The sequence below is a fragment of the Neofamilia massiliensis genome (assembly GCF_001299475.1).
Classification (GTDB): domain Bacteria; phylum Bacillota; class Clostridia; order Tissierellales; family Peptoniphilaceae; genus Neofamilia; species Neofamilia massiliensis.
In genome coordinates this window covers 789,080-811,664 of record NZ_CYUJ01000003.1, presented here as the reverse complement: position 1 = coordinate 811,664, position 22,585 = coordinate 789,080, and the positions used below count along the sequence as shown (strand labels likewise).

Here is a 22,585-nt window from a genome sequence, read left to right as displayed (position 1 = left end):
AAGTGATGCTATGTTAGAGAAATTGTTAGTCCAAGGGCTTTTGGACCAGACTTTTAAGAAGAAAATTGAAAATAATTCTGGGGCTTGTCTTAGGTCTAGGCACGACAAGGACAAGTGTCAAAGGTGTTTTGAGCTTTGTCCTGCTAAGGCTATTAGTCTTAAGGAGACCCAAGTTTATGTGGACCCTCTCGAGTGTACTGGCTGTAATATCTGTGTCAGCTCTTGTTATTCAAGGGCCTTGCACTCAGCTGACCGTCCCTATCTGGCCTTTATTAACAAGGCCTTAGATGAAAAGGTCCAAGAGTTTTCTTGTGGCTGTATAAAAAGCCAAGGGAAAGCTGATGTGAATTTTGGCTGTCTGCGAACTATTGATCCTAGATTTTTAGGGGCGATTTTTGCAGGAGACTTAAGAGCTCAGGTGAAAATGGATTTTTCTTCTTGCGAAAACTGTGCCTACAAGGACTTAGGTTTAGACACTAAGTCTTTGATTGAAGATTTCAAAGACAAGGCTGGAAATGAGGCTTTAAAAATTTCTTTTGGGACCTTGGAGACTCAAGAAGAGACTGACCTTTCTAGGCGAGACCTTTTTAAAAACATCTTTAAGACTACTGAAGATTTGGCCAAGTCTTCTGTGAGACAGACGTCAAAGGACTTTGGCCTAGACCTAGAAACAGAAGAGAACGTAGACACTTTAATAAAAATTCTTCTTAAAAAGGCTTTAAAGGACGGGGTGGACTTAAGTATTTTTATGCCACACATCTACAGCTTAGAAGGCAGTTCTGCTTGCATTTTTTGTAGGCGGTGTGAAAATCTTTGTCCTACTGGAGCTATAAAAGTTGAGACTTATAAGGACAGGGACCAACTTGTTCTTGATCAGAGTCTTTGTAACTTTTGTGGCAGGTGTTTAGAAAAATGCCCAAGCTCGGCTTTAAGAAAATCAAGCTTAAAAGATTTTGAAGAGAAGATTCTCTATAAAAAGGAAAAAAGTCTTTGCAAGTCTTGTAATGTTGCAACTAGCGACTTAGATGATGAAGGACTTTGTCCAACTTGTGCCCTAAGAAGAAAAAATAGACGACGCAAAATTAATAGGAGGAAAAATTAATGTCCAGATATGCAATGATATTTGATAAGAAAAACTGTATAGGCTGCAATGCCTGTGTTGTTTCCTGCCAGCAAAATTATTCTATGCCAGCAGAAAACAAATTAAACTGGGTCACTGTTGAAGAATCAGGTGAATTTCCAGATTTAAAACTAGACTTTACTCCTCATCTTTGTGCCCACTGTGGCAACCCAAAGTGTGTGGATGTTTGTCCAGTTGAAGATGCAACCTTTAGAACTCCTGAAGGCTATGTACTTATTAATCCAGAAAACTGTGTAGGCTGCTCTCTTTGTGTAAAGGCTTGTCCTTATGGGGCTAGGTCTATGGATACAGAGGCCAGAGTTGCTGTAAAGTGCTCTTTCTGTGCCAACTTAGTTGAAAATGGCGGAAGCCCTATTTGTGTTTCTACTTGCCCAACTAAGTGTAGGATTTTCGGCGACTTAGATGATCCAAATTCTGAAGTTTCAAAACTTGTCGCTGAAGGAAAGGTCGTTAGACTTGACGAATACTTAGACAATGGAACTGAAGATTTTGAACCTTATGTTTATTATATTTTAGAGGAGGAAAAAGATGCTTAAGGATTGGAACAAGGAAATATCAAGGAGAAAGTTTCTAAAAGCATCTGGCCTTGCTGTAGCTTCTGCCACAGTTTTAAGCGGATGTTCAAAAGAATATTTTACAGAGCCAAAGGAGCTTACTAATACTCCAAAAAAATCTACTGACCACAGAAATTATCCTTACACTTATCCAGCTGAAAAGGTTACAAAAATTCCTACAGCCTGCTATATGTGTGCTATTAACTGTGCTGCAGTTGGAGTTGTTGACGAAGACGGCATAGTAAAGAGAATGGAAGCAAATCCAAACTGTCCAGTTTCTAACGGCTCTCTTTGTGCCAAAGGAAATGCCGGTATTGCCCAACTTTATGACGAAGACAGGCTAAAGACTCCTATGAGAAAAACAGGGCCAGATACTTGGGAAGAAATTTCTTGGGAAGAAGCCTTTGATGATATTTACGAAAACTTAAGTAGAATAGCAAATGACTATGGACCTGAAACAGTTTTAGGCCTAAATAGAAGAGGCTATTATACTTCATATTTAAAGGCATTTTTAAAGGCCTATGGATCTCCAAATGGCGTCCTTGGTCAAAACTCAATTTGTGACTCAGGCAAGAGAGTAGCCCAACAACTTGTTGCAGGTGCTGCAGGTCTTTATTGCGACTTTAAAAACTCTGATTATATAATGCTCTTTGGAGCCAACCAAATGGAAGCTCCTAGGTATAGACTGGGAATGCCAGGGGATATTTTAACAGCCAAAGAAAATGGGGCCAAACTTATTGTAGTTGACCCAAGATTTAACTACGCAGCTGCCAAGGCTGACGAGTATCTGCCTATTAAGGCTGGAACTGACGGCCTAATGCTAATGGCCATGAACCATGTAATTATTTCTGAAGACCTTTATGACAAGGATTTTGTAAATAATCTTGGTTACGGCTTTGAAGAATACAAGGCAGAAATTTTAAAAGACGAATACAGTCCAGAAGCTGTTGCTGATATTTGTGGCATTGATGCTGAAACTATTAGGAGAATTGCTAGAGAATTTGCTGCTGCCGACAGGGCTGTTGCAGATACTTCATCTGGAATAATTATGCACCAAAACGGAACCCAAGCTGACTGGCACCTCCTTAACCTAGTTGCTTTAACTGGCAATATGCTAGGCGAAGGTGGAATCACTAAAAGGGCCAAAGCAAAATTATCTTCAGACAAGTTTGAAGAAGACAACTCCAAGGGCAAGGAAAAATTCTGGGAGGCCTTAGGCTATGTTTCTTATTCAGGTAACCCAGAAGGTGGAAATAGAAATATTCTTCCTGAATGTATCTTGACTCCTGATGCAGTTCCAGCAGGTCCACTTGCAGAAGAAGAAAGTCTGCCACTTTATAATGGAAATGGACTTAAGGCCCTAATTGTCTACCAAACAGACCCAATTGGTTCTCAATCAAATACAGAAAAAATGATCCAGGCCTTTAACGCTTTGGACTTTGGTGTAGTTATAGATATTTATCTAAACCAAACTTGTGAGGCCCTACCTGTTGGAGGAATCGCTCTACCTGAAGCAACTTATCTGGAAAGATACGCAGCTAGACAAATAAATGCCTATACCCAAGCCCTAGCTATTTCTCAACCTCTTGTTGACCCAATGTGGGAATCAAAGTCAGCCTACTGGATCTTTATAAAGCTAGGCCAAAAATTTGGTTTTAAAGAATTTTTAGCCCTAGACCCAGAAGGAGAAGAAAAGGCTATGGAAGATTCAGTTCTTAAGGCAGATCAAGGTGACGGCCTAATAGCTGACCTTGACCAGCTTAAGACTGAGGGAGTTTGGATGAAGAAGGACGCTGACGCAAGGACTTACGAAAACTACGACAAGGTCTTTAACAATGGCAAGTACTACTTCTCATTTGTAGGCGACGACCTTACAGACGACCAAAAGGTCTACGTTTCAGCAGGATCTGGAGTTCCAGGTTATATTGAACCAGCTGACACAACAGATGAATATCCACTAAGATTTATGGCTGGAGGAAAAGTCTGCTGGCACACTCAAACTTCAACTAGAAACAACAAGTATCTAATGCAAATTTTTGATGACGAAGTTATTGTAAAAGATAAAAACTATATTGTAATGTCTGTAGAAGATGCAGAAGAAAGAGGACTTCAAACTGGCGATATGGCAAGGGCCTACAGCCCAACTGGCGAAGTCCAAGCAGAAGTTTTAGCAACTAAGAGATGTCCAAAGGGGTATGTTCACATGACCCACGGCTTTGGTCACCATGCACCAACAATGACCCTAGCTGACGGCGTTGGAGCAAATCCATCTGTTTTAGTTGACAACTTGAGAGTGGACCCATACTCAAACTGCTTTACAGTCAAAGCAGAAGTTTGTAACGTTCAAGCAATCTAATGAAGCTTAAAGAAAAATTAGACATCTTAAGCCTTTTATATTCAAGGCCAGATGATTTTATAAAAGAAAAAATATTAGATGGATCTTTAGGGGAGATGCTAGAGACGGCATTTCCTCTAACTTCCTTTGAAGAATTTAAAGATGAATCTTATAGAAAATCTTTAGAAGAAAAAATTTCCAAGGACTATCTCTATCTCTTTGTTGGAGTTTCCAGTCCCTTGGCCTCTCCTTACGAGTCATCTTATTATAGAAAAGACTCTCACTTAATGGAAAAGCCAGCTAGGGATATGATTAAGATAATGAAAAAGTGGGGCCTGGACTTTGAAGAGGACTACAAGGACCTGCCAGACCATATTAGGGCAAAACTTGCAGTAATTTCTCTGCTTCTTGATCATAAAGACCAGGTCCAAGAAGATGTTTTAAAGGTAGAAATTGACAAGGATATAAAGATGCTTACAAAAAATATGGCTTGGTTAGAAGCCTTTAAAGAAAAAATCTCAGCAGGAGAAGAAATAAGTTTTTATTCAAAAATCGCCCAGGCTACAATAGATACTCTCAAGGAGCTATAAGTGAAAGTAGACACAGGAATAATCCTAGCAGGAGGCAGGTCAAGGCGGATGGGCTTTGACAAGCAAGAAATAAAAATTGACGGGAAATTAATTGTCGACTACCAGGCAGAAATTCTGCAAAGGCACTTTTCTCAAATTATTGTAGTGACAAGGACTCCAGACATTTATAGGGATAGGGGCTACACTCTTTGCCAGGACTACTATAAGGGCCTAGGGCCCTTGGCAGGCATCCACGCAGGATTAGAGCATGCTGGGTCGCAAGGCTCCTTTGTTATTGCTTGTGATATGCCTAATATTAATGACGGCTATATTTCTTATATAGTTCAAATCTTTGAAAAGTCTAACGCCCTTGGGCTTGTAACGGCCCACGATGGTTTTATTGAACCGATGGCTGGCCTTTATTCTAAGGATTTAATTCCTATTCTCGAAGAGAAATTAGAGAATAGAGATTTGAAGATCCAAAGTCTAATTGAGGAAAATGACTTTATAAAAATTTCTAAAGATCAGGTTCAGAAATTTGATCCAGCCTTAAAGATTTTTCAAAATTTAAATTATCAAGAAGATTTAAAAAATTTAAAATAGAATTTCAATTTTTTGGAATTCAACAGTTCGGGGACGTTCATTTATGTGCGTCCCCATTTTTTATAATGGAGATAGATTTTTACAACTGATCAGCTTACTGATAATTCAGCTTCGCCATTTGCAAAAATTATATTGCTCATTAATCTTTCTGTTTCATTAACAATCTGTGGTGGCTGTCGCCGTTAGATAACTTTATTGTTGCTTAATTACTTTTTCTTTCTTTTCTCTGACTTCCAGCTCTTGGGGAAGGGAACGAAGGGAAGCTCAAACTCCCTCATGGTCGCTTCCAACCAAACCCCAACCCTTCTTACACCCTGTAGAGCTCTTGCAGAGGGCTGGACTTCGTGTTAACAAAAACAATTTCAACTCAATGCTTAATACCATTTTTAAAAGTTATTGGAGCTATCGCTTTTTAAAAACTAAAACTCATATTATTATAAAAGATGAGGTTTGTAAAAAGTAACAACAATTAGCAGGTTATAAAAAAGAATTATTTTCCGAAAAAGACTTTGCCAACGGCGAAGCAGCTTTCCGCAGGAACAGTTTAGGGTGAAAGGGGAGGAGGGTCTCGGGAGGAGGCGATGAGGGAGAATCTGACTCCCTTAGCCTCCTCCTGAGGTTGTTGATTAGTTAGTTAAAGAGAAAGACTTTGCGTAGAAGTCCATTTTGCAAACGGCGAAGCTTTTAAACCAAGGTCAGTTCCCTTACTCTTTTAAAAACTTTTTTTACTTTTAGCTAGAAAAATTTTTACCCAGACTCCAAGCTGTGTTATAATAAAGATTATTAGTGTTAAAGAAAAGTAAGTTGATAAGGAGGAAAAATGTCAAAGTATATATTTGTCACTGGTGGAGTAGTTAGTGGCATAGGCAAGGGAATTTCAGCAGCGAGTATTGGTAGATTATTAAAAGATAGGGGCTATTCTGTTTTTATGCAAAAATTCGATCCCTACTTAAATGTTGACCCTGGACTTTTAAGCCCTTACCAACACGGAGAGGTTTTCGTAACCAAGGACGGAGCAAAGACAGACCTAGACCTAGGCCACTATGAAAGATTTATAGACGTAGAACTTACTCAAAAATCTTCAGTGACTACAGGTAGGATCTACGACAGCGTCCTAAAAAAAGAAAAAAGAGGAGACTATAACGGCGCCACTGTCCAAGTTATTCCTCACATTACTGACGAAATAAAAAACGCAGTTTATTCTGCCCAAAAACAATCTGGAGCAGATATTATAATTACAGAAATTGGTGGAACAGTTGGGGATATAGAATCTCTACCATTTTTAGAAGCTATTAGACAAATCCACGCTGAAAACAAGAGAGATGACGTCTTATTTATTCACACAACTTTAGTTCCAGCAGTTCCTGGAACAACTGAATTAAAGACTAAACCTACCCAACACTCTTATAAGGAATTAATGAGTCTGGGAATAAAAACTGACGTAATTATTGCCAGGTCAGACGGCTTACTTACAGATGACCTAAAGGAAAAAATTTCCCTTTTCTGTGACGTGCCAGCTGAGGCCATTGTTCAGTCAAAAAACGTAGACCTAATTTATGAAGTTCCACTTAGTCTTGAAGAACAGGGCTTAGCAGAATATATAATGAAAAAACTTCACCTAGAAGAAAAAGGCGACAAGTGCACAGAGTGGGACGAAATGGTAACTAAGTTTAAAAACGCCAACCTTCCACTTACTATTGGCCTAGTAGGCAAGTACACAGAACTACCAGATGCCTACCTATCTGTAATGAACTCACTAAAGGATGCAGGCTATGATTCTGGCTATAGGGTAGACATAGAATTAATAAAATCAGAAGAAGTTAACGAAGACAACTATGTGGAAAAATTTGCTGGCCTTGACGGCCTAGTTGTGCCAAATGGTTCAGGTAAAAGAGGCAATGAAGGCCTACTTTTAGCTGCTAAATATGCCAGAGAAGAAAATCTTCCATACTTTGGCATCGGCCTTGGCTTTAATATTTCTCTAATTGAAATTGCTAGAAATGTTTTAGGCTTTGAAGGGGCAGACTCAACTCAAATGGACAATAACACTAAGTATCCAGTTTTAGATGTAGTATCTCCAGAAGGCTCTCTAGATCCTCAAGGCAGAGAAAGACTAGGCAACTACACTTGTAATTTAGTCGAAGGAACTATGGTCCAAAAACTTTATAACCTAGACCAAGTTGAAGAACGTCACTATCACAGGTTAGAGCTTAATAGGACTTACGAAAAAGACTTTGAAGGAGCTGGACTTGTAATGGCTGGAGTAAATGAAGACCTAGGTCTTGTTGAAATAATTGAACACAAGGACTTGGACTTTTATTTAGCTTGTTCCTTCTTCCCAGAATATAGAAATAGGCCGACAAATATCCATCCACTTTTTAAAGGCTTCGTTAAGGCAGCAGCCTTACACAGGGCCAACAATTAGATTTTACAACCACTGGCAGATGCTGGTGGTTTTTTCTTTTATGGACTTATAGTATAATAAAGACATTATGACGAGGAGGCCCTATGGACAAGTACAAAATTTTAATAGTCGAAGATGACGAAGCTATAAACAATTTAATAAAGTCTTACTTAGAGGAAGAAGGCTACATAGTTTTTCAAGCCTTTTCAGGAACTGAGGCCAAGTTTTATTTAAAGGAAGAGATCGACCTTTTTATTTTAGACCTAATGCTACCAGGCTTAAGTGGAGAGGAAATAATTGAAGAAATTAGAAAGATTAGCCAAGGACCGATTTTAGTTGTATCAGGAAAAGCAGAATTAGACGACAAGGTAAACGCCCTAGACTTAGGTGCAGATGACTATATGACAAAACCCTTTGAAAAGAGGGAGCTTCTAGCTAGGATCAAGGTTTTACTTAGAAGACTTGCCCTAGAAAAGAAGCCAGCAGAAGACCAGCTGACCTATAAGTCTATAAGTTTGAAGCCAAAATCCATGGAAGTTTTTGTAGACGACAAGAATTTAAGCCTAACTCAAACAGAGTTTTTAATTCTCTATGAGTTTTTAAAGGATCCAGACTCAGTTTTTTCTAGAGACAGACTTTATGACTCTATTTGGGGCTACGACTACCAAGAAGGCGACAATGCCATAACTGTTCACATCTCCCACCTTCGCCAAAAACTAAGGCAGGCCACAGGAGAGGACATAATTGTTACAGTTTGGGGAGTTGGCTATAAGCTTTCTAAATAATTGTAAGAATTTTTTAAAGAAATACACTAAAAATTCATTTGCATTTGTTTAATAAATACACTATTATAAAGGCTGGAAAATTTTTAGAAAAGAGAAGTTGAAATACTATGAAGAAATTTTTTAAGACTTTTTTTATCAGTCTTTTAATAATATGTCTTTTAGGAGGAGGCCTAGTTTTCGGACTTGAAAGTGGAAAACTTAGCCTGGACCAAATTCCAGACCTGCCATTTTTAAAGGCCAAGGGAGACGGTGGAGACCTAGATGGCGACAGCCTAACCTTTGTCCTCTTAGGCGTAGACACCTTGGACATTGAATCCTACAAGGGAATAAGAACAGATACAATAATGGTAGCCAAGGCAGACTTTGCAGATGGCAACCTTAAAATTTTGTCAATACCAAGAGACACTAGGACCTATGTAAACGGCAAGAAAGATAAAATCAACCACGCCCATTCCTATGGCGGAGTTGATATGACTTTAGAATCGATAAACGCCTTACTTGATACAGATATTAAATACTACTGCCTAGTTGACTACAGGGCAGTTGAAGAAATGGTAGACGCCATTGGCGGAGTTGACATCTATGTACCAAGGCGAATGGAATACTCTGACCCATCAGTTGACTTTACTGTAGACCTTTACGAAGGCCAACAAGTTTTAGATGGGAAAAAGGCCATGGAGTTTCTAAGGTGGAGAAAAAATAACGACTACACAGAACAATACGAAAAGGGAGACGTTGGCAGAATCGAAACCCAACAGTATTTTATAAAAGAATTTGCCAAACAAGTCCTTCAAGGAAAAAATATTTTAAAACTACCTAAGCTAATAAATATTTACTTGGACAGAGTTCAAACCAACATTCCAGTAGGCGACATGGTAAGCGGTCTAAGTCTTGCGAAAAAAATCGACAAGGACAAGGTTACAACTTACACCCTACCAGGCTCAGGCCAGTATATAGAAAAGACTTCCTACTTTATCTACGACGAAACAGGTCTAGCCAACACCTTAATAGAAATGGGATTAAAATAGAAGATTTAGTTCTTCTATTTTTTTGTAAGAAGAAAACCCCCAGTTAGACTGGGGGTTCAGTATAGCTTTAGCGATGAAAAACCAACAAAAAACCTCCAATGATATATAATTAAATTGTAGTTCGCCAACTGCAATAAAAAATATCAAGGAGGTAAGAAAATGTCATCAATAAATGACAAACATAGTTTATCACATACAAAATGGAACTGTAAATACCATATAGTATTTGCACCAAAATATAGGAGAAAAGAATTTTACGGAAGCAAAAGATTAGAAATAGGACAAATACTTCGAGAATTATGTAGCTGGAAAGAAGTAAACATAATAGAAGCGGAAGTATGCCCAGATCATATTCATATGTTAGTAGAAATACCACCAAAACTATCAGTATCAAGTTTTATGGGATTTTTAAAAGGAAAGAGTAGCATAATGATATATGAAAGATGGGGAAATTTAAAATATAAATACAGAGGAAGACAGTTTTGGTGTAGAGGATATTATGTAGACACAGCAGGTAAAAATGCAAAAGCAATCCAAGAATATATCCAAAACCAATTAAAACAAGATCAGTTAAGCGAACAACTAACATTTGATGTAGTTGACCCTTTTAAAGGGTAGCAAGTAGAAGTTGCAAGTGGCGGACTAACCAACGCCATTGAGGCGTGGCTGGTAATACAGGCCCTTTGGGCCGCATGAGAAAAACCCCCGGCTACGCCGGGGGATGATTATTGTAAATTTTCCCTTGAATTTATAAGCTAAGGGCAAGATTTTCGAACTATAATATTCTCATTTCTAATCTAATAAGAGTCCAAAAAACACTATAAGAAACCATACTATATATGAAATTAGCGAGATCTTTCTTCTAAGTTTTTCCGATTTAATAAGTGAGGTATAATTTGATACTAGATATATAAGGCAAATTATTAGAAAGATAATTAGCGATAATATTTTTCTTGTTTCCATATTTTATTGACCTCCATTATTACTTTTATATGAATATTTTTTAATGCTTTAACTTATAAGCTAAGTGGAAAAAAACCAAGCCTTGAACTTGGACTTGGTCTTAGTTTAAAAGTATTTTATATTTTTGTGGCCTGAAACTGAAAGGACTAGGCCGATCATTATCATATTTGTCAGTTGAAAGGTTCCGCCTGCTGATACAAAGGGAAGGGGGATACCTGTTATTGGCACAACTCCTAGGGTCATGCCTATGTTTTCGAAAATGTGGAAGAGAAACATGGCAGCAATGCCTATGACCATAAAGGACCCGTAGTAGTCTATGGACTCTTTGGAAATTCTATACATCCTAAAGAGGATAAAGAGATAGAGGAGAATCAGTGCTATTCCTCCAACAAAGCCTAACTCTTCAGCAACTACTGGGAAGATAAAGTCGTTTTGTCTTTCTGGTATAAAGCCGTACTGGGTTTGGCTTCCCTTGTAAAGGCCTTTTCCTAAAAACTGGCCAGAGCCAATGGCAACTCGGCCTTGAATGTACTGCCAGGCAGTTCCAGTTGCTGAGGCTTCTGGGTTTAAAAAGTCATAGAACCTGTCCTTTTGATAATTTTCTAAGGAAAACCAAATTATTGGAGCAGCAATAACTGCAAGGATTGCAGCTAGGGCAATATACTTCCAGTGGATGCCAGCTAAAAACAGCATGACTATTGTTATAAACATATAAACCATGGCAGTTCCTGCGTCAGGTTGTCTTAAAATTAAAAATATTGGGAAAAAGGCAAAGGCCAAGACCTTAATTAAAACTAGGGGTTTGTTTAAGTCTTCGTGAACTTCTTCTAAGTAAGAGGCCAGACAAATTATAAAGGCGATCTTTACAAACTCAGAAGGTTGGAAGACAACTGGGCCAATTTTTAGCCAAGACTTTATATCTGATCCTGCCTGAGGGCCTATACCAAAAATTACTGTAGCTAGAAGCAGGGTACAAGATCCTATATAAATTATCTTGTAAAGGTACTTCCAATTTCTATAGTCAATAGCTGCTAAGACAACTAGGGCAAAGGCGCCAATGAGACTGGCGATTTTTTGGCTACGCATAATTCTTGGTCCAGTATCTAAGGCCTTAGTAGCTGAGGACAAGACTAAAAAGCCATAAAAAATTAGGGCCAGGATTCCAAGTATTAATTTGTAGTCTACATCTTTAAAAAAATTTCCTCTTTTGTTCATGCCTATATTGTATAAAATATCTCCTTTATTGTAAAGATGGGGACTTGTTAAATCTACTGTATATAATATAATTAATAGTGAGGTGGCAGATGAAAAAACCTAAGATAATCAAGTATTTACTCCTAGGCCTAGGACTAATATTTTTAATTGTAGTTATAAATAAATTAATAGAAGATAGAATTCAAAGACCAATAAAAATGGTTGAAGAAAAATCGATTTGGACAGACGTTGAAATTCAAAAGTCTAAACTTACTGACTCGTCTATTGTAACTTGGGACAACTCGTCAATAAAGATTTACAACCTTCAAGGTGATCTAGTAGAAGAAATTTTAGGAAACGGCTATTATACCAATGTTTATTTTTTCGATGACCAAATTGGAGTTTTAGACAAGCAGCTAAACGTCTTTTATCTTTATTCTTCATTAGGCGACTTAAAGGAAAAAATTGAGCTGTCAGGATCTGTTTATTCTATGATAGAAAAAAATGGAGACTTTTATGTCCACAGAAAGGACCAAATGCAAGATGGCAGGCTAGAAAGTCTAGCCAAGTTAGAGGGCAGAGGCAAGGAATCTCCAGTATATGAAACAGAAAGATTTATTATAAACTTTGATCCAGAAAAATCAAAATTATACATTAGCGAAATTACAACAGAAAACTATTCTTATAAGTCGGTTTTAACAATTTTAGATGGCAAGGAAACAAGAGTCTTTGACTTTGGCAACGAAACAGTTTTAGAAACAAAAGTCTATGGGAAAAAACTCCTGGCCATTACTAACAAAAACCTCTATAAGATAGTAGGCAATGAAAAAGAAAAAGTTGAGCTGAAAAATTTTAAGGACTACCGCTTTGAAGATAAAAAAATTGTAGTCCTCTATGACAACAAACTTGTGGTCTTTAATCCAGACCTAGGTATAGAAAAGTCAGATGACATTGGAATTTCTAACTCAGGTCTTCTAGTCCACTACGGGTCCTACTTTGTTTGGGGACCTACTGACCTAGTTGCCTTTGTAGGCGAACAAAGGTCCTTTACTAAGTCCTTTGAGTCTATAGTCTACGGTGTAGATTCTAATGACAAGGGTCTTTTAATTAGCCACAAGTACAACACAGAACTTTATTTATTTGAACCAATAGAAGAGGAGAAAAATTGAGCGACGTAATAAACGAAAAATTATTAGGCGGCTATATTGAAAGCAAGCTTATTCTAGGGATAATAGATGTGCTAATAACCTTACTTGTCTTATATATAGTTGCAAAGATTATTAAGTACATTTTAGAAAAACTCTTATCTGCCACAAAGATCAACGAAAAAGTCTTAGTCACAGCAGTGAACCTGATGAAAAATATAATAAATATACTTTTTATAATTATGGCCTTGGTGACAATTTTAGACTTCTTTGGCATTAACACCTCATCTCTAATTGCCACAGCAGGAATTGGAGGGGTTGCCCTAGCCTTTGGAGCCCAATCTCTAGTCAAGGACATTATTTCTGGTCTCTTTATTTTAATTGAAGGCCAGTACTATATAGGTGACGAAGTTGTCATCGAGGGAATTTCAGGAAATGTTGTAGACTTTACCCTTAGGACGACCAAGGTCCAAGACTTTTCAACAGGGGCCATCCACTTTATTCCCAATGGCAATATAACAAATGTGGAAAACAGGTCTAAGGCCAACCAAATTGTAAATATTTCTATAGACGTGCCTAACGACTATGACGCAGAATTTATTTTACAAGTTCTAAAAGACAAGCTAGAGGCTTTCGAAGATCCAAATATTATTGCAGGGCCAAGTGTCAAGGGAATTTCTGGCTTTAAAGACAGGTACTACAGTATTTTAATTTTAACAACAGTAAAAAACGGGATGATTTACGAATACCAAAGAAAAATAAGGGCCATGATTGCAGAGGCCTTAAAGGAAAACAATATAAACCTTTACCATCCTATAATTAAAATAGAAGGAGAATAAAATGCTTAACTACCAAGTTGGAGACATTGTTACCATGAAAAAAGGCCACCCATGTGGGGAAAATAAATGGGAAGTCCAAAGAACTGGCGTCGACATAAAACTAAAGTGCCTAGGCTGTGACAGACAAGTTTGGATGCCTAGAAGGGACTTTGAAAAAAGGGTTAGAAAAATTCTCGTCGACGGCAAATTTATTGCCCTAGTAAATTATAAAAAAGAAGAAGAGTAAAAGGCAGGGGTCTAAAATTTCTAGGCCCTTGCCTTTATACTTTCTTTATAAATCCTTTAGTCTTTCTACAAGCTCTTAAGAAAGATAAGTCCTATAATAGACTTAACAAATTGAGGAGGAAGAAAAATGATCAAGTATATTAAAGCAGAATTTTATAGGACCTTCCACAGTCCCCTTTACAAAAAGTTTTTAGCCTTTTGCGTAGGGGTTATGTTAGTAATCCTTGGAGTTTGGAAGCCATTAAAATTTTCTGACAGTGGAGACTTTATGGTGGGCATGTGCGCTCTAGCCTTAGTTGCCATAATTTTAGTAATTTCTATAGCAATGACTATAGCCTACAAGACCAAGGACACAAAAGTCCAAATTTTATCCTACGGAATGACCAGGGGACAAATGTATTTTTATGACCTAATAACTATGCAGGCCATATCCCTAGTAACTACAATAATCTTAGGTTTAATTGCTTTAGCCACAGGCTTTGTTGCCAATCTTTTAGGCCTAGCAAGTGTGACTCATGAAGCCTACATTGGCTTTATAGCCTTTGTATTAAGACTAATCCTATATAGCATAAATTTAAATAATGCAATTTTTGGTCTAGGCTATTTATTAAATTCAGTTCCCTTAGGTCTTATCGGCCACATTGTTATCCTGCCAGCTCTTTTACAAATAGCTACAGCTTTTACTATAGACAAGGACTTTGGACCATATATAATGAAGTTTTTAAAAATCCAACCCTATATAATTCTCCAAGACTTTGCATCAGACGGAATCAAAGCTATGGGAGCTGACGCCTATAAAATTATTGGAGCAGGAGTGATCTATGTTATTGTCTGCTTCCTAATACCAGGCTACCTGGCCTTTAAAAACAGGGAAATTTATTAAGGAGGACTACAATGAACCTAGTAATTGAAACAAATAATCTGACAAAAAAATACAAGGACCAATACGCCCTTAAAGACTGTTCAATAAAAGTTGAAAAGGGAGACATCTACGGCATAGTTGGAAAAAATGGTGCAGGCAAGTCCACCCTTTTAAAACTAATTTCTGGCATAACCATGCCAACATCAGGAGACATAAAAATCTTTGAGAAAAGTAATTTAGAGACCCAAAGAAAGAAAATGGCAGCCATAGTTGAAAACCCAAGTCTCTTTGGTGATTTATCTGCCAGAGAAAACCTAGAATACTTTAGAATCCAAAGGGGCATTCCCGACCAGAAAAAAATTGATCAGGTTTTAAACTTAGTTGACCTAGGAGATGTTGGGAAAAAACAAGTAAAGAAATTTTCTGTAGGCATGAAACAAAGATTGGCCCTAGCCCTTGCCCTAATGTCAAATCCAGAAATTTTAATTTTAGACGAGCCAACATCTGGCATTGACCCAGCAGGCATAGTCCAAATTAGAAAGCTTTTACAAAAACTTGCAAAAGAAGAGGGAGTGACAATTTTAATTTCATCTCACATCCTAGCAGAACTTGCAAACTTGGCCACAAAAGTTGTAATTATTGACAAAGGAGAAATTAAAGAAGAACTTAGCCTAGAAGACTTGTACGAAAAATCTTCAGCCTATTTAGAGCTAAAAACTTCTGATCCAGCAAGGACTGTTGCAATTTTAGAAAAAGACTTTAAGATAAAGAATTACGAAGTTCTTCCAGAAGGGCAAATAAAAGTTCTTGAAGGCCTAGACCAAGTTGAAGAAATTGTAAAGAAACTTGTAGGAGAAAACATAGGCGTCTCTAAGGTCTTAAAAGAACACAAGAGCCTAGAAGACTACTACATTAACCTAACAGGAGAGAATTAATGTTAAACTTTTTAAGGGCAGAATTTTTTCGAGCCAAAAAATCTATCTTAATAAAGGTCTTAATTTTAGCGGGGATTATCATCCCTGCTATTTTGGCGCTTTTTGTCAATGATTTTTTCCAAACTGAGTCTGTAGAAGGCCAGGCCTATTTATTTTTGTCATCCTTACTTCCCTTCCTAGTTTTTGGATCCAATATTTATGCTCTGGTGATAATTTATGTAAAAAAACCTAACGACTACTACAGGCTTTTACTAAGCCAAGGCCTGTCAAAATTTTCTATCTTGGCCTATGACTTTGTCTTTTATCAACTTTTAGTCCTAGTCCTTGGACTGATTTCAGCTCTAATTTGCATTGTCTCCAGTGGTCTTATAAATTACAGCCAGGGACTGGAGATTTTTGCAGGGACAAAGATGTTTATGGAGACATTTTTTCGCGTCTTCCAAATGCAAGTTGGTGTAAATTCTCTTATTTATATTCTTACCTACTTAATGGACTCAGGAGTTTTAGCATATATTTGTAACTATATAATCCACTTGGGGATAGTTGGTTTTTGGGATACTTTAAAAAATAAGCTTCCAGGTTTTTTCATTAAGGGACTTAGTTTATTTTTCCCTTTAAGTAAATTTGTTGACTACTTAAACTTGGGCCAAGGTTTTGGAATTTTTAGGACGGTCTTTTGGCTGGTCCTTTATCCTCTACTTGCAATTTTTATTTCCTACAAAATCTTTTCAAGGAGGGAATTATAGTGATTGGAATACTACTTGGACTTTTAGCAGCAGCTCTGCTTGTCATTTTGCTTTTAAGTCTAGAATTAAAATCCCTAAGAGACCAAATGGCCTATATAAATAGAGAAGACAAGACCAACAAGAGACTAAATTTAGGCTTTCATGGCTTTTTCTTAGACTCTCTAGTTATGGAAATCAACAAATATATAGACCAGGGAAAAATTAAAGAAGAAGAGCTATCTTATGAAAAAGAAAAAATAAAAAACCAAATAACTTCAATTTCCCACGACCTAAGAACTCCTCTAACTTCAATAGTCGGCTATTTAGATCTTTTAGAAAAAACTAAAGACCCTGAAGAATATCAGGCCTATATGGAAACCTTGAAGAAAAAAACTAAGAGTCTGCAAAAGTTAGTTGTAGATTTTTATGACATTTCACTTTTAGAGGACAAAAATTATCAAATCGACCTAGAAGACCTGGCTCCGTCAATGGTCCTTGAAGATAAAATTATGGAATACTACAAGGACATTGAAGACAGGGGGATAAAGTTAGCAATTGATATTGAAAATTCTGACCTTATTTCATCTAACAGCCAGGGCCTAAGTAGGGTCTACAGCAATTTACTTTCCAATATAAAAAACCATGGATGCCAGACTGCAAAAATTGTCCACAAAAGACAGGGAGACCAAGTTTTAACAACTTTTTCCAACAAAATTTCTCCAGCGGAGGACTTGGACGTAGACAAAATCTTTGAAAAATTTTATACTGGCCAAAAATCTAGAAACAAGGGTTCATCAGGAATTGGAATGTACGCTTCAAAAGTTATTTTAGAAAAAATGGGCCATGATATTTCAGCTGACCTTGAAGGTGACCTATTAACAATTACAATAAAATATTAAAAAAAGAGGACTTAAATTTATTGAAATAATTTCAGTCTAGCCTCAATAAAAAGCTAAAATTACGGCCTTGACAGATTTTTTTATAAATACACAAAAGGACATGAAAACTTTGTCAAGGTGTGTTATAATATAAACAAGTTATAAATTATGAGGAGGAAATTATGTCATTAAGAGAAGATGCTTTAAAATTACACAAGGATAACCATGGGAAAATCTCTGTTGAATCAAAGGTAGAGGTAAAAGATGCAGCGGCCCTTTCACTTGCCTATTCACCAGGAGTAGCAGAACCTTGTAAGGAAATTGCCAAAGACAAGGACCTAGCCTTTGAATATACCAACAAGGGCAATATGGTAGCAGTTGTAACAGACGGCTCAGCAGTTTTAGGTCTTGGAAACATTGGTGGTATAGCAGGACTTCCAGTTATGGAAGGAAAGGCTGTTCTATTTAAAGAATTTGCTGGCGTAGACGCCTTCCCAATTTGCTTAGACACCCAAGACACAGAAGAAATTATTCAAACTGTTAAGCACATTGCACCAACTTTCGGTGGCATTAACCTAGAAGATATTAATGCACCAAAGTGCTTTGAAATAGAAGCAAGACTAAAGAAAGAATTAGACATTCCAGTTTTCCACGACGACCAACACGGTACAGCAATAGTAACCCTAGCAGGAATTATTAACGCCCTTAAAGTTGTTGACAAGAAAATCGAAGACTGTACAGCAGCAATTTCTGGAGCAGGAGCTGCGGGAATTGCCATAGCAAAACTTTTAGTTTCAGCTGGTATTAAAGACGTAATCGTTTGTAACTCAAGGGGAATCCTAGAACCAAATGACGAAAAACTTGACCCAATTAGAAAAGAAGTAGCTGAGACTACAAACAAGACTAAGAAGACAGGAACTCTAGCAGACGCTATGAAGGAAGCAGACATCTTTATTGGAGTATCAGTTTCAGATGTAGTTTCTAAGGAAATGGTTGAATCAATGAACGACAACGCTATAGCCTTTGCAATGGCCAATCCAGTTCCAGAAGTAACTCCAGAAATAGCCAAGGCTGGTGGCATTAGAATTATGGGAACAGGAAGATCAGACTTCCCTAACCAAATTAACAACGTCTTAGCCTTCCCTGGAATCTTCAAGGGAGCTCTAGAAGTTCGTGCCAAAGAAATTAACGAAGAAATGAAAATTGCAGCGGCTCATGCAATTGCAAACTTAATTGATGAAAAAGACTTAAACGAAGACTATGTAATTCCATCACCATTTGATGAGAGAGTTGCAGATGCAGTAGCAAATGCTGTAAAAGAAACAGCCATTAAAACTGGCGTAAACAAACTATAAGATAAAATTAATTTGGGGACATTCATTTATGTGTGTCCCCATTTTTTGTGGAGAGTTGGGAAAGAGGGGAGTAAAGGGGACATTCATTTATGTGTGTCCCCGTTATCAAGAAACTTTTCTCCCTTCACCGGGGACAGGCCACAAGGGACAGTCCCCCTTTAATCCGTCCCCCTTGCCCTGTGTGTCCTTGTCATTTGCAAAACTTTTTCTCCCTTCATTAGGGACAGACCTAAATTGGCAGTCAGATTCGACCAATCAGCCTTCCCTTTGGTCGGCTTCTTGGGAATCTTTTGCATGAGACCTGCTACAAAATCAAAGATTTTGGCTAGGGTTTCAACTGTCACCTTGACTATTACTTGCAAAAAAATATTTTAAAAATATGCTACTAAATTCATTTTATACTGTATAATAATATTGTTTGGACTTATTCAAACATCCCTAGCCAAGGGAGAATTTATTTTAAAAATTTTATAGGAGGAAGACATGGCAGAAAAATCATTTTTAGAAAGACGCTTTAAACTTTCTGAACATAAGACAACAGTGAAAACTGAAGTTATGGCAGGGATTACTACTTTTATGACAATGTCATATATTTTAGCAGTAAACCCAGGTATGTTAAGTGAAGCTGGCATGGACCAAGGGGCAGTTTTTACTGCAACAATTTTGGCTTCAGCATTAGGAACAATTCTAATGGCCTTGCTTGCAAATTATCCCTTTGCCCTTTCAGCTGGTATGGGACTAAATGCTTATTTTACCTACACAGTTGTTTTAAATATGGGCCACGACTGGACCTATGCCTTGACAGCAGTATTTATTGAAGGAATTATCTTTATTTTAATGTCAATATTTAATATTAGAGAGGCAATTTTCAAGGCAATTCCAACAACCTTAAAGAAGGGAGTTTCTGTAGGTATTGGACTTTTCATTACTTTAATTGGTCTAGTTAATGCAGGTATAATTATAGATAATCCTGCAACTTTAATTTCAATTGGAGATCTTACAGCTCCACCAGCTCTTGTAGCGATTTTTGGGCTTTTAGTAATTGGAGTATTATTAAAGAAAAATGTTAGAGGTAGTCTACTTATAGGAATTTTAGCTTCAACTATTTTAGCTATTATCCTAGGAGTTACTAACCTTCCAACTAAGGTGTTTTCTCTACCACCTTCTCTTGCACCAATAGCCTTTAAACTACAATGGTCTGATATCTTCACTAAAGAGATGTTTGCAGTTGTATTTGCTTTTCTTTTTGTAGATATTTTTGACACAATTGGAACCTTAATTGGCGTTGCAACTAAGGCAGACATGTTAGATGAAAATGACGATCTTCCAAATCTTGGACCAGCCTTACTTTCTGATGCTATAGCTACAACAGCTGGAGCCCTTTTAGGAACTTCTACTGTTACAACCTTTGTTGAATCAGCTTCAGGTGTTGCAGACGGAGGCAGAACTGGCCTAACATCATTAACTACAGCTGGCTTATTCTTACTAAGTTTATTCTTATTCCCAATTTTTGCAATAATTCCTGCATCAGCTACAGCTCCTGCCCTAATTATTGTTGGCCTATTTATGATGAGCCCAGTTAAGGACATAAATTTTGACGACTATACAGAATCAATTCCAGCCTTCTTAACAATTGCTATGATGCCATTTGCTTATTCAGTTGCTGAAGGTATTGTATGGGGAATTACTTCTTTTGTAATTTTAAACCTATTAACTGGCAAGAAAGAAAAAGTTTCAATCTTAATGATTCTTTTAGCAATTTTATTTATGGTTTACAAAATATTTGGCTAATATTTAAAAGCATATTTGCAAAAGAAAAAAAGAGCTTCTAGATTATTTTCTAGTAGCTCTTATTTTTATCTTCGTCTTATTCTAATAAAATCTTAGCCTAACAAGGTTGCACCAGCTGAGGCGCCAATTCTATCTGCGCCAGCTTCAATCATCTTCATCATATCTTCGTGACTTCTAATGCCACCTGATGCCTTGATTTTTGCCTTGTCGCCGACGACTTCTTTGATAATTTTTACATCTTCAACAGAGGCTCCACGAGTTGAAAAACCTGTAGAAGTTTTTACAAAGTCTGCACCAGCGTCTACAACAGCTTGGGCAGCCAGGCGAATTTCTTCTTCATCTAAAAGGGAAGTTTCAATTATAACCTTGAGGACCCTGTCTTGGCAGGCGTTTTTTACTGCCTTTATTTCTTTAGTTACATAATCTAAGTCTCTGTCTTTTAGTCTGCCAACATTTATAACCATGTCAATTTCGTCAGCTCCTTTAGAAATTGCATCAGAAGTTTCAAAGATCTTTGACTCAGTTGTCATTGCTCCTAGTGGAAAGCCTATTACTGTACAAACTAAGACGTCAGAGTCTTTTAGTTTTTCGCTAACATATTCGACCCAAGATGGGTTTATGCACAGACTTTTAAAGTCGTATTTTATTCCTTCTTCAATTAACTTGTCAATATCTTTCTGTCTGCCATTTGCCTTTAAAAAAGTGTGGTCAATATATTTATTTAAATTCATTTTTTCCTCCTTAAAAAATATGGTCATAAATTAGGGTTCTTTCAGCTGGCTTTTCGTCTCCAAATTTATAGGCTGATATTAGGTCGCTAACAAAGCCTGGTCTTAGGTCTTTAGAGTGGTAAATTAAAATAAGTGGATAGTTTTTCTTTACATAGTCGCCAGGTTTTTTTATTAATAAAAATCCAGTGCCGTGGTCAATAGCCTGGCCCACTTCCTTTCTTCCTGCTCCTAGGTCAGCTGACAAAAGTCCAAGTTTTAAAGGATCGATTTCTTCAACATAGCCATCAACTGGACTTAAGACTTCAGTTAGGCCAGCAGCTAGGGGAAGATTTGCAATGTCATAAGTAACTTCAGGGTCTCCACCTTGGCCTATAATTAATTTATTTAAGGCTTCAAGGGCTGATCCATCTGCAAGTTTTTCTTTTAATAACTTTCTCGCTTTTACTTTATCTTTTTCAAGGTTAGCTTGGTCAAGGATAATTTCACCACAGGATAAGACTAAGTCTTCAAAATCCTTAGGGCCGTGACCCTTTAGGGTGTCAATGGCCTCCATTAGCTCTAAAGAATTTCAAATTGTACGGCCTAAAGGCTGGTTCATATCAGAAATTATAGCCTGGGTATTTTTTCCTTGGGATTTTCCAATATAGACCATAGTACGAGCTAGCTCTCGTGCAGAATCTAGGTCTTTCATAAAGGCCCCCTTGCCAACTTTTACATCTAAAAATATTGTATCTGCTCCTGCAGCAAGTTTTTTAGACATAATAGAAGATGCAATTAGGGGAATTGAATCCACAGTTCCACAAACATCTCTAAGGGCGTAGAGAATTTTATCGGCAGGAACTAAATTGTCTGTTTGAGAAATTATTGCAGCCCCAAAAGATTTAACTGTTTCAATAAATTCATCTTGACTAAGTTCAATATTAAAGCCTGGAATAGATTCTAACTTGTCTAGAGTTCCACCAGTATGGCCCAGGCCCTTGCCAGACATTTTTGCAAACTTAAGGCCACAAGAGGCAAGTAAGGGAACCAATGCTAGAGACACCTTGTCTCCAACTCCACCTGTTGAGTGCTTGTCTACTTTTATGCCAGGAATTTCACTTAGGTCAACTGTATCGCCTGAGTCTACCATGGCCTTAGTTAAAAGACTAGTCTCTTCAAGGGTCATGCCGTTTAAGAGGATTGCCATAAGAAGGGAGCTGGCTTGATAGTCCTTTATAGATCCTTGGGCTAGGCCGCTAATAAAAAAGTTTATCTCCTCTTCATTTAAGGCCTCCTTGTATTTTTTCTTATTTATAATATCAACTACATTCATTTTATCACCTAAGTTAATTATAGCCTAAAAGAGAAAAAATTTAAGAAAAATTTTCTTTAAATATTTTTCTAATAGAGAATTTATCAAAGCGAAATAAAACATTATTAAAAATATTTTAACCATATAGAAAAATTAATAAAAAATTCAGACTAAGAAAGTGAAGTGTTTGTTAAAAAACAATGAAAATTCCACTAGAAGTTAAATTGCACGA

General features: G+C 37.2%; 20 protein-coding genes and 1 pseudogene. 18 read left to right on the top strand and 3 right to left on the bottom strand.

Going from position 1 to position 22,585, the window contains the following annotated elements:
• Nucleotides 1-10: 10 nt before the first annotated feature.
• From BN2667_RS08245 to tnpA, 9 genes are all read left to right on the top strand, one after another.
• Nucleotides 11-1,102, top strand: a complete 1,092-nt coding sequence (locus BN2667_RS08245) for an NADH-quinone oxidoreductase subunit I (protein ID WP_054252846.1) — start codon at nucleotides 11-13, stop codon at nucleotides 1,100-1,102.
• Complete coding sequence (locus BN2667_RS08240; protein WP_054252845.1) at nucleotides 1,102-1,677, top strand: 4Fe-4S dicluster domain-containing protein; 576 nt, start codon at nucleotides 1,102-1,104, stop codon at nucleotides 1,675-1,677. The genes BN2667_RS08245 and BN2667_RS08240 overlap by 1 nt, the downstream gene beginning before the upstream one ends.
• Nucleotides 1,670-4,051, top strand: coding sequence for a molybdopterin-containing oxidoreductase family protein (locus tag BN2667_RS08235; protein WP_054252844.1), 2,382 nt, complete (start codon nucleotides 1,670-1,672; stop codon nucleotides 4,049-4,051). Before BN2667_RS08240 ends, BN2667_RS08235 begins: the two co-directional genes overlap by 8 nt.
• A complete protein-coding gene (locus BN2667_RS08230; RefSeq protein ID WP_054252843.1) occupies nucleotides 4,051-4,620 on the top strand; it encodes a TorD/DmsD family molecular chaperone in 570 nt (189 codons plus the stop codon). Before BN2667_RS08235 ends, BN2667_RS08230 begins: the two co-directional genes overlap by 1 nt.
• Entirely contained in the window at nucleotides 4,621-5,202 is a 582-nt protein-coding gene (gene mobA, locus BN2667_RS08225) for a molybdenum cofactor guanylyltransferase (protein WP_054252842.1), read from the top strand.
• An 820-nt stretch (nucleotides 5,203-6,022) separates the two neighbouring features.
• On the top strand, nucleotides 6,023-7,627 hold the full coding sequence (locus BN2667_RS08220) for a CTP synthase (protein ID WP_054252841.1): 1,605 nt from the start codon (nucleotides 6,023-6,025) through the stop codon (nucleotides 7,625-7,627).
• 83 nt (nucleotides 7,628-7,710) lie between these two features.
• Nucleotides 7,711-8,391 carry a response regulator transcription factor gene (locus tag BN2667_RS08215; RefSeq protein ID WP_054252840.1) on the top strand — a complete coding sequence of 227 codons (681 nt, stop codon included), beginning with the start codon at nucleotides 7,711-7,713 and terminating at the stop codon, nucleotides 8,389-8,391.
• 107 nt (nucleotides 8,392-8,498) lie between these two features.
• The gene (locus BN2667_RS08210; protein ID WP_054252839.1) at nucleotides 8,499-9,419 is read left to right on the top strand and encodes an LCP family protein; all 921 of its coding nucleotides are present in this window, start codon (nucleotides 8,499-8,501) and stop codon (nucleotides 9,417-9,419) included.
• 168 nt (nucleotides 9,420-9,587) lie between these two features.
• Nucleotides 9,588-10,037, top strand: a complete 450-nt coding sequence (gene tnpA, locus BN2667_RS08205; RefSeq protein WP_154865151.1) for an IS200/IS605 family transposase — start codon at nucleotides 9,588-9,590, stop codon at nucleotides 10,035-10,037.
• A gap of 450 nt (nucleotides 10,038-10,487) precedes the next feature.
• Here the strand turns inward: tnpA and rodA are convergent, their stop codons facing one another.
• Nucleotides 10,488-11,597, bottom strand: coding sequence for a rod shape-determining protein RodA (gene rodA, locus BN2667_RS08200; protein WP_054252838.1), 1,110 nt, complete (start codon nucleotides 11,595-11,597; stop codon nucleotides 10,488-10,490).
• 89 nt (nucleotides 11,598-11,686) lie between these two features.
• Between rodA and BN2667_RS08195 the strand changes: the two genes are divergently transcribed.
• The 9 genes from BN2667_RS08195 to BN2667_RS08155 all read left to right on the top strand — a co-directional run bounded on the left by BN2667_RS08195 (nucleotide 11,687) and on the right by BN2667_RS08155 (nucleotide 20,331).
• Nucleotides 11,687-12,745, top strand: a complete 1,059-nt coding sequence (locus tag BN2667_RS08195; RefSeq protein ID WP_054252837.1) for a hypothetical protein — start codon at nucleotides 11,687-11,689, stop codon at nucleotides 12,743-12,745.
• A complete protein-coding gene (locus BN2667_RS08190; RefSeq protein ID WP_054252836.1) occupies nucleotides 12,742-13,560 on the top strand; it encodes a mechanosensitive ion channel family protein in 819 nt (272 codons plus the stop codon). The genes BN2667_RS08195 and BN2667_RS08190 overlap by 4 nt, the downstream gene beginning before the upstream one ends.
• A 1-nt stretch (nucleotide 13,561) precedes the next feature.
• The gene (locus BN2667_RS08185; RefSeq protein ID WP_054252835.1) at nucleotides 13,562-13,786 is read left to right on the top strand and encodes a DUF951 domain-containing protein; all 225 of its coding nucleotides are present in this window, start codon (nucleotides 13,562-13,564) and stop codon (nucleotides 13,784-13,786) included.
• Between the two features lie 126 nt (nucleotides 13,787-13,912).
• Entirely contained in the window at nucleotides 13,913-14,668 is a 756-nt protein-coding gene (locus BN2667_RS08180) for a hypothetical protein (protein ID WP_054252834.1), read from the top strand.
• Nucleotides 14,669-14,679: 11 nt separating this feature from the next.
• On the top strand, nucleotides 14,680-15,582 hold the full coding sequence (locus BN2667_RS08175; protein ID WP_054252833.1) for an ABC transporter ATP-binding protein: 903 nt from the start codon (nucleotides 14,680-14,682) through the stop codon (nucleotides 15,580-15,582).
• Nucleotides 15,582-16,328: a hypothetical protein gene (locus BN2667_RS08170; RefSeq protein WP_054252832.1), complete on the top strand. Its 747-nt coding sequence runs from the start codon at nucleotides 15,582-15,584 to the stop codon at nucleotides 16,326-16,328. The genes BN2667_RS08175 and BN2667_RS08170 overlap by 1 nt, the downstream gene beginning before the upstream one ends.
• Nucleotides 16,328-17,206 (top strand): sensor histidine kinase, encoded by an 879-nt coding sequence (locus BN2667_RS08165; RefSeq protein WP_054252831.1) that lies wholly within the window; start codon nucleotides 16,328-16,330, stop codon nucleotides 17,204-17,206. The genes BN2667_RS08170 and BN2667_RS08165 overlap by 1 nt, the downstream gene beginning before the upstream one ends.
• A gap of 161 nt (nucleotides 17,207-17,367) precedes the next feature.
• Entirely contained in the window at nucleotides 17,368-18,540 is a 1,173-nt protein-coding gene (locus BN2667_RS08160; protein WP_054252830.1) for an NAD(P)-dependent malic enzyme, read from the top strand.
• Between the two features lie 483 nt (nucleotides 18,541-19,023).
• Nucleotides 19,024-20,331, top strand: coding sequence for an NCS2 family permease (locus BN2667_RS08155; protein WP_054252829.1), 1,308 nt, complete (start codon nucleotides 19,024-19,026; stop codon nucleotides 20,329-20,331).
• A 92-nt stretch (nucleotides 20,332-20,423) separates the two neighbouring features.
• Here BN2667_RS08155 and deoC read toward each other — a convergent pair whose 3' ends face one another.
• Together deoC and BN2667_RS09620 are read right to left on the bottom strand one after the other, a co-directional pair.
• Nucleotides 20,424-21,062: a deoxyribose-phosphate aldolase gene (gene deoC / locus BN2667_RS08150; RefSeq protein ID WP_054252828.1), complete on the bottom strand. Its 639-nt coding sequence runs from the start codon at nucleotides 21,060-21,062 to the stop codon at nucleotides 20,424-20,426.
• Nucleotides 21,063-21,072: 10 nt separating this feature from the next.
• A pseudogene (locus BN2667_RS09620) lies at nucleotides 21,073-22,374 on the bottom strand (thymidine phosphorylase).
• Nucleotides 22,375-22,585 lie beyond the last annotated feature (211 nt).